Raw genomic sequence first — 18,707 nt, forward strand, 5'->3', positions numbered from 1 at the left:
TTGCCGTAAGTCTGCTTGTACTCAAGCCCCAACAAATTGTTGCCGAAAATAAATTTAGAATAACGGGAAACAGAATATGCCAATCAGTACACCACAAGAAATTATTGATGACATTCGCGCAGGTAAAATGGTCGTCTTGATGGATGACGAAGACCGCGAGAATGAGGGTGATTTGATCATGGCTGCCGAGCATATCACGCCGGAAGCGATCAATTTTATGGCTACCCATGGACGTGGCTTGATTTGTCTTACTATGACTAAGGAGCGTTGCTCAAGTCTTGGTTTGCCGCCAATGGTGCAAGACAATAACGCGCAATATACGACAAACTTTACGGTTTCTATTGAAGCAGCAGAAGGGGTAACAACGGGTATCTCAGCTGCGGATCGAGCACGCACTGTTCAAGCGGCTGTAGCGCCAAATGCAAAAGCAGCGGATTTAGTTCAACCAGGCCATATCTTCCCACTAGCGGCTCAAGACGGTGGTGTGTTAACTCGCGCTGGCCACACTGAGGCTGGTTGTGATTTAGCTCGTCTTGCTGGTCTGGAACCTGCGTCGGTTATTGTTGAGATTCTAAATGATGACGGCACGATGGCTCGCCGACCAGATCTTGAGATCTTCTGTGAAAAACACGGTATCAAGCTGGGTACGATCGCTGACTTAATCGAATACCGCAACAATACTGAGACAACCATTGAGCGCGTTGCTGAATGTAAGCTGCCGACCGAGTTTGGTGAGTTTAATCTGGTGACTTACAAAGACACGATTGATAACCAAGTCCATTACGCGATGTGTAAAGGCGATTTGAAAGCAAATACACCATTAGTTCGCGTACATCTTCAAGATGTGTTTACCGACTTACTTCGCAGTGACCGCAATGCTGAACGCAGCTGGACACTGGATAAAGCGATGAAGCGCATCGGCGAAGAAGGCGGTGTTTTAGTTGTGCTTGGTCATGAAGACTCCAGTGAGCTTCTTATCCATCGCGTGAAAATGTTTGAAGCGCAAGATAAAGGTGAAGCTCCGACGCTTGCGAAGAAACAAGGCACTTCTCGTCGTGTAGGGGTAGGTTCTCAAATTCTTGCTGACCTTGGCGTGAATGACATGCGTCTGTTATCGTCAAGCAATAAAAAATACCATGCGTTAGGCGGTTTTGGCCTAAACGTCGTTGAATACGTCTGTGAGTAACGACTGAACGATAAGTAACTGGTCTTGAATAGTCTTAGGCTGTCCTAGGCCAGTAACTCGTTGCTCCCGCCAATTTCCATTAGATATTGCTCACACAATTGTGCTAGAATCCGGCGATTCTCACTTGATGAACATATTTCACTTAAAAATAGAGTTAAAGGAAAGCTTATGAAAGTGATCGAGGGTGGCTTCCCAGCGCCAAATGCAAAAATTGCTATCGTTATTTCTCGTTTCAACAGTTTTATTAACGAAAGCCTACTTTCTGGTGCGATCGATACACTAAAGCGTCACGGGCAAGTAAGCGATGACAACATTACCGTTGTTCGTTGTCCAGGTGCCGTAGAACTACCTCTAGTAGCTCAACGTGTTGCTAAAACCGGTAAATTCGACGCTATCGTATCTTTAGGGTCAGTTATTCGCGGTGGAACGCCTCACTTTGACTATGTTTGTAGTGAAATGAACAAAGGTCTGGCACAAGTGTCTATGGAATACAGCATTCCAGTCGCATTTGGTGTTTTGACTGTTGATACTATCGATCAAGCGATTGAACGCGCAGGAACCAAGGCTGGTAATAAAGGTGCAGAGGCTGCACTAAGCGCACTTGAAATGATTAATGTACTATCTGAAATTGATTCCTAATGGGGGCCAGTGTGAAACCAGCCGCACGTCGTAATGCACGTCAATTCGCTCTACAAGCGATCTACTCATGGCAAATTACTAAAGAGAATGTTGCCAAGATTGAAGAACAGTTTTTGTCTGGTGACAAATACGATGAAGAAGAACTTCATGCATCAGAGCCAGCTCTAGCAGCGCCAGAAACTGACGTAGAGTACTTTCGTGAACTACTAGGCGGTGTTGTACTTAGCCACGCTGAGCTAGATAGTAAAATTCGTCCATACATTTCACGTCCAATGCAGGATCTGGATATGATGGAACTTGCTCTTCTTCGCCTTGCTATGTACGAGATGACTCGTCGCGAAGATGTGCCTTACAAAGTCGTGATCAACGAAGCGATTGAACTTGCAAAAGTGTTCGCTGCGGAAGACAGTCACAAGTTTGTGAATGGTGTGCTGGATAAAGCAGCACCTCACGTACGTAAGAAATAACGATTTCTTCAGTAAAAAGGTCAGCATATGCTGACCTTTTTTATATCAAAAGCGTTTATATAAAAAGAAAAACAAATTATGTCTGGTGAATTTAGCTTAATAGACAAGTACTTTGTTGGTCGTCAAAACCAACGAAAAGATGTTCACCTTGCTGCAGGGGATGATTGTGCACTGGTCAAAGCACCAGATAATGTGCATATTGCGATCAGCACCGATACCTTAGTTGCGGGGACACACTTTCTTCCTGACGCGAACCCTGCTTGGGTCGCGCACAAAGCACTCGCTTCAAACATCAGCGACTTAGCCGCGATGGGCGCGACGCCTGCGTGGGTGAGTTTTGCGTTAACGATGCCGGAGCCTGACGAAGAGTGGCTTGCGCCTTTCTGTGATGCCTTCTTTGAACTTGCTGATTATTTTGGTATTCAACTTATCGGCGGGGATACCACCAAAGGGCCTTTGAGTTTAACATTGACTGTGCAGGGATTTGTCCCGCAAGGAAAAGCGTTAACTCGTTCTGGGGCGAAAGTAGGCGACTGGGTTTATGTAACAGGCTGTCTTGGCGATGCGAAAGCTGGACTGGATGTTATCTTAGACAACTCTCTTCGTACTCGCGTAGGTGCGGAGAGTTTGGAAAAAGCGCATTACTTGAGTACGCCACGTGTTTTAGCGGGACAAGCACTAGTTGGTCTTGCATCTTCTGCTATCGATATCTCTGATGGCTTGATATCCGATATCAAGCACATACTGAAGCGGTCACAGGTCGGTGTCAGTATCGATGTCTCTCAATTGCCTATATCTTCGGATCTGGCGCAGTTTTTAGATGATAAGGTCAGCGCACAGCAGTATGCTTTATCGAGTGGTGAAGAATACGAGTTGTGTTTTACCGTCTCAGAGCAAAACCATGGCTCGTTACAAAGTACTCTGTCCCATATTGGCTGTAAGGTGACATGCATTGGTCAGATTCGACCGAATGGTACTTTTGAGCTTCACGATAACAATCAACCTCTTGACTGGGACTTAAGCGGTTTTGACCACTTTAAGTAACCACGATTGAAACCAAACTAGCAGTTATAGGTTTAAGGATATGACCAACCCTCTTTCTCTTATTTCGTTAAAGAATCCGTGGCATTTATTGGCAACAGGGTTTGGTAGCGGTTTATCGCCTGTTGTTCCGGGAACAATGGGGACATTAGCTGCGGTACCTTTCTTTTTGTTGTTAGCTCAACTGCCGTTTTCTGCTTATGTCGTCGTGGTACTCATATCATGCGTAATTGGCGTGAAAATCTGTCAGGTGACGTCTGATGACATGAAAGTTCACGATCATGGTTCGATCGTCTGGGATGAATTCGCTGGCTTTTGGATTACGATGAGTATTATGCCGGCACTGAATATTCCAATAACTGAATGGAAATGGCTGCTGACTGGTTTTATCTTGTTCCGTTTCTTCGACATGGTTAAGCCTTGGCCTATCGGCTGGCTCGATAAGCGAGTGCATGGTGGCTTAGGCATCATGATCGATGACATTGTCGCGGGAATTATGGCGGGTATTGTACTGTTTTTAGTTGCCCACTACGCAGGCTGGATGAACTAAAAAGCTTTAAACTACATCTGAGCAAAATAAAAAGGGATGCCATCATGCATCCCTTTTTAGTATCAGTAGGTTCACGTTAGTGAAGATTACTTCGCCAGATAATCGTTGATGGATTGTTCAATTCCTTTCGCATCCAGACCAAGCTCTTCATGCAGCTCATCCTGAGTGCCTTGATGAACAAACTTATCAGGTAAGCCAAGGTTGAGTACTGGCTTGATGATTTTTTCTTTCATCATGAATTCAAGAACACCTGCACCGGCACCGCCAGCAATCGCATTCTCTTCCAGTGTCACGAGTACATCGTGTTCGCTCGCTAGCTGACGAATCAACGTTTCATCTAGTGGCTTAACAAAGCGCATGTCAGCAACCGTTGCATTAAGGTTTTCAGCGGCTTCTAACGCATTCCCCAGGAAGGTACCAAAGCTCAGGATCGCGACTTTTTCGCCTTGACGTACAATTCGGCCTTTACCGATCTCAAGTGCGGTAAATTCACTTTCGATGTCGGTTCCCATACCGTTTCCACGAGGGTAACGAACTGCGCTCGGACCCGTGTGCTTGTGACCAGTGTATAGCATTTGACGACATTCATTCTCGTCGCTTGGTGCCATGATCACCATGTTTGGAATGCAGCGCATAAAGCTCAAGTCAAACGCACCTTGGTGAGTCTGACCATCAGCACCAACCAAACCTGCTCGGTCGATAGCGAACATGACTGGCAAATCCATAATTGCGATGTCGTGGATGAGCTGATCATAACCGCGTTGTAAGAAGGTCGAGTAAATGGCAACGATTGGGTTATTGCCAGCAATCGCCATACCGGTAGCGAGCGTCACTGCATGCTGCTCAGCGATAGCAACATCGAAATATTGTTCTGGGAACTCTTTCGAGAAACGCACCATGCCAGAACCTTCACGCATTGCTGGCGTAATCGCCATCAGCTTAGGATCTTGCGCGGCCATATCGCATAGGAAGTCACCAAAGATCTTTGAGAACGTTGGTTTACCACCGCTGCTCTTTGGCAAGCTGTTATTTGATGGTGCGAACTTTGGTACAGCATGGTAACCGATAGGGTCTTTCTCTGCTGGCTCATAACCTTTGCCTTTTTTGGTCATGATGTGCAGGAATTGAGGGCCTTTCAACTCACGCATGTTCTTCAGAGTCTGAACCAGTTCATTGACATCATGCCCATCAATTGGGCCGATGTAGTTAAATCCGAACTCTTCGAATAGTGTGCCAGGGACGACCATGCCTTTGAGGTGTTCTTCTGTACGACGAACCAGCTCTTTGATCGGCGGAACGCCAGAAAGCACTTTTTTACCGCCTTCGCGAATCGACGTATACAGGCTACCAGACAGTAATTTCGCTAAGTGGTTGTTTAGCGCACCAACGTTTTCTGAAATCGACATTTCGTTATCGTTCAGAATCACCAGCATATCTGGATGAACATCGCCAGCGTGGTTCATTGCTTCGAATGCCATACCCGCGGTAATGGCGCCGTCACCAATAACACTCACGACCTTACGCCCTTTACCTTCTTTCTGTGCACTGATGGCCATGCCAAGTCCAGCACTGATTGAAGTGGAAGAGTGACCAACCGACAGCGTGTCGTATTCGCTCTCTGAGCGCCAAGGGAATGGGTGAAGCCCACCTTTCTGACGGATGGTCGGCATTTTGTCACGACGTCCGGTCAGGATTTTATGTGGGTAAGCCTGATGACCAACATCCCAGATTAACTGGTCTACTGGTGTGTTATATACATAATGCAGGGCAACTGTGAGCTCTACTGTGCCTAAGCCAGACGCTAAGTGTCCGCTTGATTGGCTCACTGAATTTAGCAGATACGTTCGAAGCTCATCACACAGAGCAGGTAATGTTTCTTTAGGAAGAAGACGCAACTCTTCCGGTGTATTTGCTAACGCCAGTGTTGGGTACTTTGAAATATCAAGAGTCATATAAATGCGCGCTTATAGTGTTAATTTTTGCGCTCGATGACATATCGGGCGAACTCTTCAAGTAACTGAGTATTGTATGGGATAGCTTCCAATGCTTGAAGTGCTTCCTGTAACAGAGAGTGAGCTTTCTCTATCGCTCCCTCTAAACCCAGCAGGGAAGGGTAAGTGCTCTTATTGAGTTCTTGATCAGAACCCTGAGGCTTACCCAATGTTTCTGTGTCACTAATGATATCAAGAATATCGTCTTGAACCTGAAACGCCAAACCAATTGCTTTCGAATAGCGCTCTAAATGAGGTAAAACTGCGATACCCTTATCACCAGCGGCCAAAGCGCCTAATTTAACCGCACAGTCAATTAGGGCTCCGGTCTTTTTACGATGGATTTCTTCCATTTCTTCGAGAGAAATTTGACGATTCTCTGCACTTAAATCCAGTGCTTGTCCGACACACATGCCGTTAGAGCCAGACGAATGAGCCAGAGCTTTTATCATATTGATACGCTGGCTTTCAGCTTCTGGATTTAAAGAACCATCTGCCAAAATAGTAAAGGCGAGCGTTTGTAGAGCGTCACCAGTCAGTATTGCGGTCGCTTCATCGAACTTAATATGGCAAGTCGGTTGACCACGGCGTAACTCATCGTCATCCATCGCTGGCAGGTCATCATGAATAAGTGAGTAAGCGTGAATGCATTCAATCGCTGCGGCTGGTGTGTCCAGATCTTCAGGTTTACAACCGAACATTTGGCCTGTGATGTAAACAAGAAAAGGGCGAACGCGTTTCCCGCCTAGCAAAAGGCCATATTTCATTGCATCAATCAATGGAAGTTCTTGATAAGGAAGCTGTTCTAGCCACAAGTTTAATTGTTGATTGTTTCTTTGTTGGAAAGAAGTCAATGTCTGTTGCATCACATCGCTCACTACTAATAATTATTCTGAATCTGGATTGAAGTCACTCAGTGGTGCTTCATCATCTTCGCTGAGAAGAATACTTACGCGTTGTTCAGCGTCGCTTAGCTTTGTTTGGCCAGCACGAGCTAAGGCAATACCTCGTTCAAATTTACGTAAGGCATCATCTAGAGCAAGATCGCCATTTTCTAATTGATCAACCAAGCTATCAAGCTCTTCAATGGTTGCTTCGAAGGTCATGTTTTCTGGTTTCTTAACCGCCATCTCTTCTCTGCCTTAATTCAGCCTCTCATAAGATGCACGAAAGTTACCTTAGCCTAGTAACTTGGTCAAATTTAACCTTACATAATTGTCACAAAATTGGCTCTAAATGTGTCTAAGCGACGAAAGTACCCATTTTACTAAAGATTACTGGTATCAATTTGTGATCTGCTAGCTAAGATTTTTCTAAAAGTTCTCCGCAAGTTGTCGATACAAGGAGTAATTCGTTAGCAATAGATAAAAAGAGCGAGAGGAGTGCTTTGTGGATTTAGCAACCCTAATAGGTTTGATAGGCGGTATTGCATTCGTTGTGATGGCGATGGTGCTCGGTGGCAGCATCGGTATGTTCGTCGATGTGACATCAATCCTTATCGTTGTTGGCGGCTCTACCTTTGTCGTGCTGATGAAGTTCACCATCGGGCAGTTCTTTGGGGCGGCAAAAATTGCGGGTAAAGCATTTCTTTTCAAGGCGGACGAGCCAGAAGACTTGATTGCGAAAATTGTAGAGATGGCTGATGCGGCACGTAAAGGTGGCTTTCTCGCATTAGAAGAGATGGAAATAAATAACAGCTTTATGCAAAAAGGCATCGACCTGTTGGTGGATGGTCACGATGCTGACGTTGTTCGTGCTGCTTTAAAAAAAGATATTGCGCTGACTGGTGAGCGACACACACAAGGTACTGGCGTATTCCGTGCATTTGGTGATGTTACGCCAGCGATGGGAATGATTGGTACGTTAGTGGGTCTGGTAGCAATGCTTTCGAATATGGATGACCCTAAATCCATTGGACCCGCGATGGCCGTTGCGCTTTTGACCACGCTTTATGGCGCTATCTTATCCAACATGGTGTTTTTCCCGATAGCTGACAAACTCTCTTTACGACGTGACCAAGAAACGTTGAATCGTCGTCTTATTATGGATGGTGTTCTCGCCATACAGGACGGTCAGAACCCGCGAGTCATCGACAGTTACCTGAAGAACTATCTCAATGAAGGCAAGCGCGCCCTAGAGATAGGTGAGTAATCAGGAGCGTTGTGATGGATGATGAAGATAATAAATGTGATTGTCCGCCACCTGGGCTTCCCTTGTGGATGGGGACATTTGCTGACTTAATGTCACTATTGATGTGCTTCTTTGTACTGCTACTCTCGTTCTCAGAGATGGATGTGCTCAAATTTAAGCAGATTGCAGGCTCAATGAAATTCGCCTTTGGTGTACAAAGTCAGCTCGAAGTAAAAGATATCCCAAAAGGAACCAGCATTATTGCTCAGGAGTTCAGACCGGGACGTCCAGAACCAACGCCGATCGACGTGATTATGCAGCAAACCATGGACATCACGCAGCAAACATTGGAATTCCATGAAGGTGAATCGGATCGTTCAGGTGGAAGTAAGCGTGACCAAGGAAAATTAACCGGTGGCCAGTCACCGGAGACATCGACAAGAGACAACCAGGCGGCAGAATCTGACGTGCAACAGCAGCAGTCGCAAATGATGTCGCAAGAGATGGAAACCTTGATGGAGAGCATCAAGAAAGCGCTAGAGCGAGAGATCGATCAGGGGGCTATCGAAGTCGAAAACTTAGGTCAACAGATCGTTATTCGTATGCGTGAAAAGGGCGCTTTCCCAGAAGGTTCCGCGTTCTTACAGCCTAAATTCCGTCCTTTGGTACGCCAGATTGCTGAACTGGTTAAAGACGTGCCTGGCATAGTGAGAATCTCTGGCCACACTGATAACCAGGTGTTGGATTCTGAACTGTACCGCTCTAACTGGGATCTCTCCTCTCAGCGTGCAGTCTCTGTCGCGCAGGAGATGGAGAAGGTGAGAGGGTTTTCTCATCAACGTTTACGAGTGCGAGGAATGGCTGACACTGAACCGCTGGTTCCAAATGACTCCGATGATAATCGTGCCCTTAACCGTCGTGTGGAAATCAGTATTATGCAGGGTGAACCACTCTACAGCGATGAAGTGCCAGTTATTCAATAACTCGGCTTGGGTTTAAAGTCAGCAGAGAGATAAGAAAGCGAGCAGATTGCTCGCTTTTTTTGTCTTTCCAATCCGCTTGGATGTATACCCAAATGGCTTCAAGATACAGGTTTCAGAGCGTTGTCACTGACTCAAGTTCAAGGAAAATAACGCAGTGGAATAGCGAGCTCTTTCCTAGTTATTTGACACAGAAATTGTGTCCGTGACACGCTCCCGAAGGGCGAGCTGACTAGGTCCACAGACTTTGTTAACGCTTTTTGATTTAGAACCACTAGATCTTCAAATCGTTGCCGCGCCTGAGAACCAAGTCAATCTCGCTGAACCTAGCATCTTGAGGCTATTTGGGTATATAATCTTGCGCCTTTGAAGTGAGCTCAGACAATCTTTTGTGACCAAGACGTGGTTTTGCTGCGTATGAAGTATCGAAGTTGAGTATCACTCTCTGTTGATTGCGAAACTAACCTGCGAACAAGACTATGAAATTTATTGTAAAGCCCCATCCAGAAATTTTTGTAAAAAGTGAATCTGTGCGTAAGCGCTTCACAAAGATTTTAGAGTGTAACATTCGTAATATCGTCAAGAGCCGTACGGAATCTGTCGCAGTATTTAACCGTCGCGATCACATTGAAGTGACCTCTGAGAGCAACAAATACTACGCGGAAGTGCTAGAAATTCTGACTCACACTCCGGGCATTCACCATGTGCTGGAAGTAAAGCAGTCTGAGTTTAAAGATCTGCACGATATCTTTGAGCAAGTGCTTGAGCTAAGCCGTCCTCTGATTGAAAACAAAACCTTCGTGGTTCGCGCTAAGCGTCGTGGTAAACATGACTTTACCTCGATTGAGTTGGAACGTTACGTTGGTGGTGGTTTGAACCAAGCTGTCGAAAGCGCGAGCGTGAAACTGCGCAACCCAGACGTAACCGTGAAGGTTGAAGTGTCGGGTGACAAACTGAACCAGGTTCTTGCGCGTCATAAAGGTCTTGGTGGTTTCCCGCTAGGTACACAAGAAGATGTGTTAAGCCTGATCTCGGGTGGTTTTGACTCAGGCGTATCAAGCTACCTGCACATTAAGCGTGGCTCAAAAGTACATTACTGCTTCTTTAACTTAGGTGGTCCTGCGCACGAAATCGGTGTTAAACAGGTTTCTTACTACCTATGGAATAAGTACGGTTCTTCAGCAAAAGTTCGCTTTATCTCGATTGATTTCGAACCTGTTGTGGCTGAGATTCTTGAGAAAGTAGATGATGGCCAAATGGGCGTCATTCTGAAGCGTATGTTCATGCGTGCCGCAGGTATGGTTGCTCAGAAATTCAAGATTGAAGCTCTGGTAACAGGTGAAGCATTGGGTCAGGTTTCTAGCCAAACGCTAACTAACCTTCGCCACATTGATAACGTGACAGACACTCTGATTCTGCGTCCTCTGATTAACTGGGACAAAGAAGACATCATCAACCTTGCGCGTGAAATTGGTACTGAAGACTTCGCGAAGACGATGCCTGAATACTGTGGTGTCATTTCTAAGAAGCCGACAGTTAAAGCAGTCAAAGCGAAGCTGGAAGCGGAAGAAGCGAATTTTGATTTCACCATTTTGGAAAATGTGGTGAAAGAAGCGCGTGTTATGGATATTCGTGATATCGCGAAAGAATCTGAAAAAGCGGCACCAGAAGTCGAACAGGTTCAGGCTGTTGAAGAACATGCGATTGTTCTTGATATCCGTAGCCCTGAAGAGGAAGACGATAACCCTCTAGAAATTGACGGCGTTGATATCAAACACATCCCGTTCTACAAGCTGGGTACGCAATTTGGTGACTTGGACCAAGCTAAGACTTACCTGTTGTACTGTGACCGTGGTGTGATGAGCCGACTGCAAGCGCTTTACTTGCAAGAGCAGGGCTTTAACAACGTGAAGGTTTATCGCCCATAGTAAGGCGAAATCAAGAAGACTTTCTAAACGCAAACTGAGTGATCAGTTTGCGTTTTTTTATGTCTTTTATTCAGTCTTTGGAAAGGTTTCCGAGTCGTTAAATTGAAGTGACTCGCAATCTTTATGATGACTACTGATATAACGTTAATTAATCCGAACAGAGCGAAAAACGATGAGCTCTATTCCAAGGATGAAGTCGAGAGATTTTTATCTAGGTAGTAGAGATGCTAGGTTGTTCAGTATCTATCACAATGCTAGTTAGTGTAATGACGCTGTGGGGATAGTTGAAGTGTCACTAAGGCAGCCTTGCAAGGTTGAGTTGACCCGGCAGTGAATCAAACTGACATTATTTTATGGATTAGTTTGTTATTTTGTTAAACTTAGATAATTCAGATAAAAAAACACCGCCTAAACAGGCGGTGTAAGAAATTTGACAGACAGGTCAAAAATAAATACAGGAAGTATTGTTTTGTCCCAGGGATAGTAGACAAAACATTTTGGTAGAAATCTACCTAACTCGAAAAACGAGTTTGCAAACACAACATCGCAACAACGAAGCCAATTGATTTATAGAGAAATCAAGCCGTTCAGGCCCGTGTTGCGGGGTGAAATATAGAATTTATCTGGCTGTTCGGCAACGGAGATTTTATAATGTTTCAGATAAAAAAAACTAATCCTATTTGAGGTTCCTTATGTCTCGCAGATTGCCTCCTTTGAATTCTCTTCGAGTATTTGAAGCAGCAGCACGTCATCTTAGTTTTACTCGTGCGGCCGAAGAGCTTTTCGTCACCCAAGCTGCAGTGAGTCACCAGATCAAAGCGCTGGAAGAGTTTCTATCACTCAAGCTATTTCGCCGCAGAAACCGCTCTTTGCTACTCACGGAAGAAGGTCAAAGTTACTTTTTAGACATCAAGGATATTTTTACTTCTATTGCAGAAGCGACCGATAAAGTATTGGAACGCAGTGAAAAAGGTGCTTTGACGATCAGTTTGCCGCCAAGTTTTGCTATTCAGTGGCTCGTGCCACGGTTGGCCGACTTTAACGCTCAGGAGCCAGACATTGATGTCAGGATTAAAGCGGTAGACATGGATGAAGGCTCACTGACCGACGACGTCGATGTCGCTATCTATTACGGACGTGGTAACTGGCCTGGTTTACGTGCAGACAAGTTGTATCAAGAATTTTTGATTCCGCTTTGTTCGCCTTCATTACTATTGGGGACGAAGCCGTTAGAATCTCTCAATGACCTTAGATTACACACTTTGTTACATGATACTTCGCGTAAAGATTGGAAGCAGTTTACTCGCCACTACAACATCGAAGGCATCAATGTAAATCATGGCCCTATTTTTAGCCATTCAACAATGGTGTTACAGGCGGCTGTGCATGGACAAGGTGTTGCGCTAGGAAATAACGTGTTAGCTCAGCCAGAAATGGAAGCAGGACGACTTATCGCACCATTTGATGAGGTGTTGATATCGAAGAATGCGTTCTACGTGGTTTGTCATGAGCAGCAAGCGGACATGGGGCGTATCGCAACGTTCCGTGACTGGATGCTTGCAACAGCGAGAAAAGAACAAGAGGAAGTATTGGATGAGCCAGTGGATAGTTGAGGGGCCGGAAAGCGGACCGTTATTTATTTTTGCCCATGGCGCTGGGGCAGGGATGGAGCACGACTTCATGGCCGCAGTTGCTAAAGGATTAGTCGAACAGGGCATTCGTGTCGTCCGATTTAATTTCCCTTACATGATGAAACGTGCCGAAGATGGCAAAAAGCGTCCGCCAGATCGTGCGCCAAAGCTGATCGAAGCCTACGAAGAAGTGATCACTCACTTTGCGAGTACACCAGTTGTAATTGGCGGTAAATCTATGGGCGGGCGTATGTCGAGTTTGTTGGCTGAAAATACGCTGGTGGCGGGCATTGCCTGTTTAGGTTTTCCTTTTCACCCACCGGGCAAGCCAGAAAACTACAAAGGTGAACATCTGGCAACGCTTGAGAAACCAACACTGATTCTACAAGGCGAGCGGGATACCTTTGGAAAGCGTGAAGAGTTTGAAAACTTCACGTTATCTGAGCAGGTGTCAGTCACTTTTGTACCAGATGGTGACCACAGTTTTAAACCACGCAAGCGCTCGGGGTATACCGAAGAGGGCAATATTGCTTTAGCGGTTGAACACTTAGCGCGTTTTATTAACGAGGTGTACAGTGAAAAGTAAGTGGTTACTCTCCTTTACGGGTTTGTCTGGGTTAGTTTCTGTTGCGCTAGGGGCATTCGCTGCCCACGGTTTAAAAGCGACACTTGCGCCGTATCTTCTTGATGTATTTCAAACGGGTGTGCTGTATCAGTTCATCCATACTTTAGCGATCGCATTTTGTGCCATTCTACTGTTGGTGAATTTAGAACAAAAAGCGCAAAAGTATTTTTTCATCGCTGCAATTTGCTTTATCATCGGCATCTTTTGTTTTAGCGGCAGTCTATACGCGCTGGCGCTGACAGGCATTAAATGGTTTGGACCGATTACTCCGCTGGGAGGATTGATGTTCATGATCGGCTGGTGTTTGTTCTTTTTTGCTGCGTTTAATATCAAAGAGGTCTCCAAGTGAAACAACTAATGCTCTATTGCCGTTCAGGCTTTGAGAAAGAGTGTGCTGGTGAAATTCAGGACAAAGCGACACAGTTGGAAGTGTACGGCTTCCCTCGTGTGAAGAAAAACTCAGGTTATGTTGTCTTCGAGTGTTACCAGGATGGAGACGCAGACAAACTGGTAAAAGGTCTCGACTTCAGTTCGTTGATCTTTGCTCGCCAAATGTTTGCTGTTGCAGCCGAATGTGAATCATTGCCAAGCGAAGATCGTATCAGTCCAATTCTTGAGGCGTTGTCTGAAGTCGAAGACTTCCCTCGTTGTGGTGATCTGCGTATTGAAACGCCGGACACCAATGAAGCGAAAGAGTTACTGAAATTCTGCCGTAAGTTTACTGTGCCGATGCGTCAGGCTATGCGTGGAAAAGGCCTGATGTGGGATAAAGACAACGCTAAGAAGCCAGTATTACATATTTGCTTTGTTGCACCGGGTCATTGTTACGTGGGTTACTCATTCCCGGGTAATAACTCACAATTCTTCATGGGGATTCCTCGTCTGAAGTTCCCAGCAGATGCACCAAGCCGTTCAACGTTAAAGCTTGAAGAAGCCTTCCATGTATTTATTCCACGTGAAGAGTGGGATGAGCGTTTGGCTCCGGGCATGTGGGGTGTAGACTTAGGTGCGTGTCCGGGTGGCTGGACTTACCAACTGGTGAAGCGTTCGATGTTTGTGCACTGTGTTGATAATGGCATGATGGCAGACAGTCTGATGGAAACTGGCCAGATCAAACACCACATGGTGGATGGCTTTAAGTTTGAACCAGACCGCAAGAATGTCACTTGGATTGTATGTGACATGGTTGAGAAACCGGCGCGCGTGGCACATCTTATGGGACAGTGGTTACTAAAAGGTTGGGCAAAAGAAGCCATCTTTAACCTCAAGCTGCCAATGAAAGGTCGTTATGACGAGGTTTTGCAAGATCTTGAAAACCTGAAAATGTTCCTGATTGAGAACAAGGTGAAGTTCAAGCTGCAAGCTAAGCACCTGTACCATGACCGTGAAGAGATCACCATTCACATCCAGTGCTTATCGAACATCTCGCCATACTAATTAAGCGAGTTGAACAGATATTAAAAAAGCTCCTATTTTCAGGAGCTTTTTTATTGGCTGGAACAATTTTATTCGGCTTTGTTTGGCCCGGTAAAGCGAATATCTTGCAGATTGAAGCCAAGCTCAATATCGCATTTTAGTGCTGCGATCTTCTTACATAGGCGGGCCGACTCGATATGCTCGTCCAGTTTTTTTCGATACTTTGGTACTAATTCGTCACTGGCGTAAGCTGCTTCAATATCGTCGAATTGGGTCAGAATTTCTTTTGCGGCTTTAGGTCCGATACCCGGAATGCCCGGAACCTGACTAGAGCTGATGCCAGCCAGCCCCCAGTAATCAGCCAACTGACTTGGTTTAACCCCAAACTCTTTTTCAATGAATGGCTCATCTAACCAACGGTGCTGGAAGTAATCACGGATTTGTAATGTCGGAGAAAGCAGTTGGCAGTAGCCTTTGTCGGTCGAAACAATGGTGACCTTTTCTCCATGCCCAGCGACTTTGGTTGCCAGTGTTGCTACTAAGTCATCGGCTTCATCGCCGTCAGACAACAATGAGTCAATACCTTGTTCCCACCAAGCTTGCTGAATCGCATCGAGGCCCTGCATTAACGGCTCCGGCATTGGCTTACGGTTTTGTTTGTAGTCCGGCAGTATCTCGGCACGCCAACCTCGGTCTTGCTCATGATGATCAAATACCGCAATGATATGGGTTGGCTGCGCCTCAGACAGGATCCGAGTCAGCGTTCTTTGGGTAGTGGTAATGGTTCTTGCTATGTCAGTGGGATCGGGTTGAGCGGAGTGCACTCGACGGATCAGATTTAGGGCATCAATAATAACAAGATGAATAGACATAATGACTTAGCAATAAAAAAGGGGCGTAATGCCCCTAGTGTAACGAATGCTAGCCTGACTATCGACCATCATTTTCAGGATGAGCGATTCGGTAGCAAGGTTCATAATCGGTACCACCAGGTAATTTCATCCGATGTTGATCGACGAAGTCTTGCAGTAATTTGTCGAGCTTCTTCATCAGTATGGGTTCGCCATGGATGGTGAACGGACCTTTAGCTTCGATTTCTTTAATGCCTTCCGCTTTCACGTTACCTGCAACAATGCCTGAAAACGCCTGACGTAAGTTTGCTGCGAGAACTTGAGGTTCCTGATCCATATGCAGATCCAATTGCTCCATTGCGTCATGATTTGGCTCAAATGGTAACTGGAAGTGCGGCTCGATTTTTAGTGACCAGTTGAAACTGTAGGCATCGCCTTTTTCTTTTCTATGTGTGCGAACATCATCCATGCCGCGCTTCATAATCCGGGCAACTTCTGACGGATTATCAATCACGATCTGGTAATGTTTACGACCTTCTTCTCCAAGCGTGTCACGAATAAATTCATCGATCGCAAGGAAGTAGTCCTCACTTTCCTTAGGACCAGTCAGTACGATTGGCATTGGTTGATCGGCATTTTCTGGGTGCATCATAATACCCAGAATGTAGAGCAGCTCCTCTGCGGTTCCAGGACCACCCGGAAATATCACAATGCCATGTGCCATACGGACAAAGGCTTCCAGACGTTTTTCAATGTCTGGCATGATCACCAATTCATTCACGATCGGATTTGGCGGTTCAGCCGCGATGATAGACGGCTCGGTCAGGCCTAAGTAGCGCTGGTCGGTATAACGCTGTTTAGCATGGCCGATGGCTGCCCCTTTCATTGGGCCTTCCATCGCACCGGGTCCACAACCGGTACAAATATTCAGTTCTCGTAGGCCTAACTCGTTACCCACTTCTCGGGTGTATTGATACTCTACTGCGTTGATAGAGTGTCCACCCCAGCAAACCACCAGATTAGGGGCGATTCCGGGCGTAAGTGCTCTGGCATTGCGTAAGATACCAAATACCAGGTTAGTAATATGAACAGGATTCGTCAGGTTTAAACGTTGGCTATCAGCCAGGTGCATATTCACATACACGATATCGCGTAAGACTGAAAACAGATGCTCCTGTATCCCCTTAATCATTTCACCATCGACAAAAGCGTGCTCTGGTGGATCGGTCAACTCTAATTTGATGCCACGTTCACGGCGAAGCACATCAACATCAAAGGATTGGTATCGGTCTAGCAGCTCTTTTGAGTTATCGGTATGGCTGCCTGAGTTCAAGACCGCTAATGTACAGTTTCGGTAAAGTTGGTAAAGATCACTCGATGCGGTCTTTTTTAAACGCTCAACTTCCAGTTGGGATAGCAAATCCATGCTACCTGCGGGGCTGATATGGGTAATCATAGCGCCTCCTTGTTGTGATTATATTTGAGGTAAAGTACTCCATCACCTTTGGTTTATACGTGTCGTTTGTGAGTGGTGATTGGAAGGCTGGATAATTGAAGCTTAGCAGACTGGAATGGAAGAAATGTGATAACTCGTTGAAAAATGGTGGATATAAGTAAACTTAAGGGATGAAATCTGTTTGTTTGCTTATATTTTGAACGATTTAGCTCCAGTTGAGTTGGTTTTTTCCAAGCTTTTTAGTTTCGCGTACCATTTTTCCGAGACGACCGAGTACCTGCTCCGGAGAGTCAGACTCTCTAAATGAAGTAGAAACCGCGGTTAGGGTGATCATGATGCTTTGCTCTCGGAACTTAAACGGCAGCTGGCCGATTTCACGCTGGATGCTTTTCATTAATTCTAATGTGTACTCTTCCGACTGCTCCGGAATAAGCAAGATAAACTCTTCTCCGCCGAAGCGAGCAACCGTCTCTAATTCGGAGACTCGTTTACTGATGGTACGGGCAATGATTTTGAGTGCTTTGTCGCCGGCGGTATAGCCATAGCTATCGTTTACGGCTTTAAAGTTGTCGACATCAAACATGACCAGACGTAAGTTTCTTTGAGAACGTACCCAGCGTCGGTATTCCAGTTCGAGGCGATCGTTAAATGCGGTGCGGTTGTATACCTTAGTCAATGGATCAAGCAGCAGGCGCTGAGTTTGGTCATCCAAGCGGCGGCGGTAGTCTTGTGTGGTTTCAAAGACGGCTTCCAGCTGGTTTTTGCTGTAAGTCATTCGCTCTTGCAATGCTTGTTCACGAGCTTCCGTCATCTCCAAACGTTCTGACAGTGACGCCATTTTAGCCAGCAGTGGTGCCATCTCTTTCTTGAGCTCGGATAAATCCTGAGCTTGATTCAATGAGCGTTGACTGCGCTCAACCAAGTTATTCATTTCCGAGTTTAGCTCGTGACGGTGCTCAAAATAGGTTTGATGCTGATCGGCGTTTTGATGGATGGTTTTCAGGTTACTTGCAAGGGCTGTATTGAGTTGGTCGAGAAATTGACTGGAGGTTTCTCGTTCAAATTTAGTGGCTTCTACCACTAACTTTAACGTTACTAGGGTTAGTTCCACTAAAGACTCTGCATTCACTCCCATCAGGAGCTTAGCGCGGATATCGAGTAGTTTTTCGCCACACTCACCCTCAAAATCCAGTTCCGTAATGGTGTGCTGCAGATCGCTCGCAAGAGACTCAAGCTGAGACTTCTCTGGAGTATTCTCAAACTCAGTTAAATGCAAACGTGAGTTAGAAGCGATGATTTTCAGCGCACGTTCATAAATACTGAGCAGTTTGGTCGCTTGATCGACATTGGTCACAGAGTTCGCTTCAGAAAAGCTCATCAGATTACGCAGTTCGCGCTTTAGTTGGGCGGGTAAACCGGTCACTCGTTGCAGCGTTTCACCACTACGTTTGATTTGTTCGTCGAGATGGTCGCTCTGTTTTTCCATGGCTCTGGATTGCTGTTTAAGCTTTCTCTCTAATATCGCCAAACGAGGGATTAACGCACTGATATCCGTTTTATGCTGTAGCTCTTGCTGAATTTCTGATAAGTAGCTGGATAGTTGCGCATCAGAACCGGGACATGCAGACGACAAAGACGCCAGAACGCGTTTAAGGATTTGTTGCTCACGTTTAAACTTCAGCGAACTATCGCGATGTGTCAGTTTAAGTTGATCAAGTTGACAACTTAACTGATGCAGCTGTGCCTGAATATCGGATTCCAAGATTCCCATGAAACGACTACGTTTAAATCCATGTGAGATGACGGTCACTTGATA

Annotated in this window: 18 protein-coding genes; 12 read left to right on the forward strand and 6 right to left on the reverse strand. The window is 45.7% G+C overall.

The window, feature by feature from the left end; all coding sequences use genetic code 11:
- Nucleotides 1–76: 76 nt before the first annotated feature.
- The 5 genes from ribBA (at nucleotide 77) to pgpA (ending at nucleotide 3,883) form a co-directional block, all read left to right on the forward strand.
- Nucleotides 77–1,186, forward strand: coding sequence for a bifunctional 3,4-dihydroxy-2-butanone-4-phosphate synthase/GTP cyclohydrolase II (ribBA, locus tag DBX26_RS03265; protein WP_014231011.1), 1,110 nt, complete (start codon nucleotides 77–79; stop codon nucleotides 1,184–1,186).
- Nucleotides 1,187–1,354: 168 nt separating this feature from the next.
- A complete protein-coding gene (gene ribE / locus DBX26_RS03270; RefSeq protein WP_014231012.1) occupies nucleotides 1,355–1,825 on the forward strand; it encodes a 6,7-dimethyl-8-ribityllumazine synthase in 471 nt (156 codons plus the stop codon).
- The gene (gene nusB, locus DBX26_RS03275) at nucleotides 1,825–2,292 is read left to right on the forward strand and encodes a transcription antitermination factor NusB (protein ID WP_020333700.1); all 468 of its coding nucleotides are present in this window, start codon (nucleotides 1,825–1,827) and stop codon (nucleotides 2,290–2,292) included. The genes ribE and nusB overlap by 1 nt, the downstream gene beginning before the upstream one ends.
- Before the next feature lie 78 nt (nucleotides 2,293–2,370).
- Nucleotides 2,371–3,336, forward strand: coding sequence for a thiamine-phosphate kinase (thiL, locus tag DBX26_RS03280; RefSeq protein ID WP_020333701.1), 966 nt, complete (start codon nucleotides 2,371–2,373; stop codon nucleotides 3,334–3,336).
- A gap of 40 nt (nucleotides 3,337–3,376) precedes the next feature.
- Complete coding sequence (gene pgpA / locus DBX26_RS03285) at nucleotides 3,377–3,883, forward strand: phosphatidylglycerophosphatase A (RefSeq protein WP_118117849.1); 507 nt, start codon at nucleotides 3,377–3,379, stop codon at nucleotides 3,881–3,883.
- A gap of 86 nt (nucleotides 3,884–3,969) precedes the next feature.
- Here the strand turns inward: pgpA and dxs are convergent, their stop codons facing one another.
- Genes dxs through xseB form a run of 3 tightly spaced genes read right to left on the reverse strand, consistent with a single transcriptional unit; the run spans nucleotide 3,970 to nucleotide 7,004 of the window.
- Nucleotides 3,970–5,835, reverse strand: coding sequence for a 1-deoxy-D-xylulose-5-phosphate synthase (gene dxs, locus DBX26_RS03290; RefSeq protein WP_118117851.1), 1,866 nt, complete (start codon nucleotides 5,833–5,835; stop codon nucleotides 3,970–3,972).
- A gap of 20 nt (nucleotides 5,836–5,855) precedes the next feature.
- Nucleotides 5,856–6,740, reverse strand: a complete 885-nt coding sequence (ispA, locus tag DBX26_RS03295) for a (2E,6E)-farnesyl diphosphate synthase (protein ID WP_118117853.1) — start codon at nucleotides 6,738–6,740, stop codon at nucleotides 5,856–5,858.
- 21 nt (nucleotides 6,741–6,761) lie between these two features.
- Nucleotides 6,762–7,004 (reverse strand): exodeoxyribonuclease VII small subunit, encoded by a 243-nt coding sequence (gene xseB, locus DBX26_RS03300; protein ID WP_014231018.1) that lies wholly within the window; start codon nucleotides 7,002–7,004, stop codon nucleotides 6,762–6,764.
- A gap of 259 nt (nucleotides 7,005–7,263) precedes the next feature.
- Between xseB and pomA the strand changes: the two genes are divergently transcribed.
- The 7 genes from pomA (at nucleotide 7,264) to rlmM (ending at nucleotide 14,605) form a co-directional block, all read left to right on the forward strand.
- The gene (gene pomA / locus DBX26_RS03305; RefSeq protein ID WP_020333703.1) at nucleotides 7,264–8,025 is read left to right on the forward strand and encodes a flagellar motor protein PomA; all 762 of its coding nucleotides are present in this window, start codon (nucleotides 7,264–7,266) and stop codon (nucleotides 8,023–8,025) included.
- 14 nt (nucleotides 8,026–8,039) lie between these two features.
- Nucleotides 8,040–8,987, forward strand: a complete 948-nt coding sequence (locus DBX26_RS03310) for a flagellar motor protein MotB (RefSeq protein ID WP_014231020.1) — start codon at nucleotides 8,040–8,042, stop codon at nucleotides 8,985–8,987.
- 476 nt (nucleotides 8,988–9,463) lie between these two features.
- Nucleotides 9,464–10,912 carry a tRNA uracil 4-sulfurtransferase ThiI gene (gene thiI / locus DBX26_RS03315; RefSeq protein ID WP_118117855.1) on the forward strand — a complete coding sequence of 483 codons (1,449 nt, stop codon included), beginning with the start codon at nucleotides 9,464–9,466 and terminating at the stop codon, nucleotides 10,910–10,912.
- A 692-nt stretch (nucleotides 10,913–11,604) separates the two neighbouring features.
- On the forward strand, nucleotides 11,605–12,525 hold the full coding sequence (locus tag DBX26_RS03325) for a transcriptional regulator GcvA (protein ID WP_014231022.1): 921 nt from the start codon (nucleotides 11,605–11,607) through the stop codon (nucleotides 12,523–12,525).
- Nucleotides 12,506–13,129 carry an alpha/beta fold hydrolase gene (locus tag DBX26_RS03330; protein ID WP_118117856.1) on the forward strand — a complete coding sequence of 208 codons (624 nt, stop codon included), beginning with the start codon at nucleotides 12,506–12,508 and terminating at the stop codon, nucleotides 13,127–13,129. Before DBX26_RS03325 ends, DBX26_RS03330 begins: the two co-directional genes overlap by 20 nt.
- Entirely contained in the window at nucleotides 13,119–13,517 is a 399-nt protein-coding gene (locus DBX26_RS03335) for a DUF423 domain-containing protein (protein ID WP_014231024.1), read from the forward strand. The genes DBX26_RS03330 and DBX26_RS03335 overlap by 11 nt, the downstream gene beginning before the upstream one ends.
- On the forward strand, nucleotides 13,514–14,605 hold the full coding sequence (rlmM, locus tag DBX26_RS03340) for a 23S rRNA (cytidine(2498)-2'-O)-methyltransferase RlmM (protein WP_020333708.1): 1,092 nt from the start codon (nucleotides 13,514–13,516) through the stop codon (nucleotides 14,603–14,605). Before DBX26_RS03335 ends, rlmM begins: the two co-directional genes overlap by 4 nt.
- Nucleotides 14,606–14,673: 68 nt before the next feature.
- Here the strand turns inward: rlmM and xni are convergent, their stop codons facing one another.
- The 3 genes from xni to DBX26_RS03355 all read right to left on the reverse strand — a co-directional run bounded on the left by xni (nucleotide 14,674) and on the right by DBX26_RS03355 (nucleotide 18,662).
- Nucleotides 14,674–15,456, reverse strand: a complete 783-nt coding sequence (gene xni, locus DBX26_RS03345; RefSeq protein ID WP_065299218.1) for a flap endonuclease Xni — start codon at nucleotides 15,454–15,456, stop codon at nucleotides 14,674–14,676.
- A 58-nt stretch (nucleotides 15,457–15,514) separates the two neighbouring features.
- The gene (ppnN, locus tag DBX26_RS03350; protein WP_065299219.1) at nucleotides 15,515–16,891 is read right to left on the reverse strand and encodes a nucleotide 5'-monophosphate nucleosidase PpnN; all 1,377 of its coding nucleotides are present in this window, start codon (nucleotides 16,889–16,891) and stop codon (nucleotides 15,515–15,517) included.
- Nucleotides 16,892–17,096: 205 nt separating this feature from the next.
- Entirely contained in the window at nucleotides 17,097–18,662 is a 1,566-nt protein-coding gene (locus DBX26_RS03355) for a GGDEF domain-containing protein (protein ID WP_118117858.1), read from the reverse strand.
- Nucleotides 18,663–18,707: the final 45 nt, after the last annotated feature.

It is taken from the genome of Vibrio sp. dhg, from assembly GCF_003443775.1.
GTDB lineage: Bacteria > Pseudomonadota > Gammaproteobacteria > Enterobacterales > Vibrionaceae > Vibrio > Vibrio natriegens.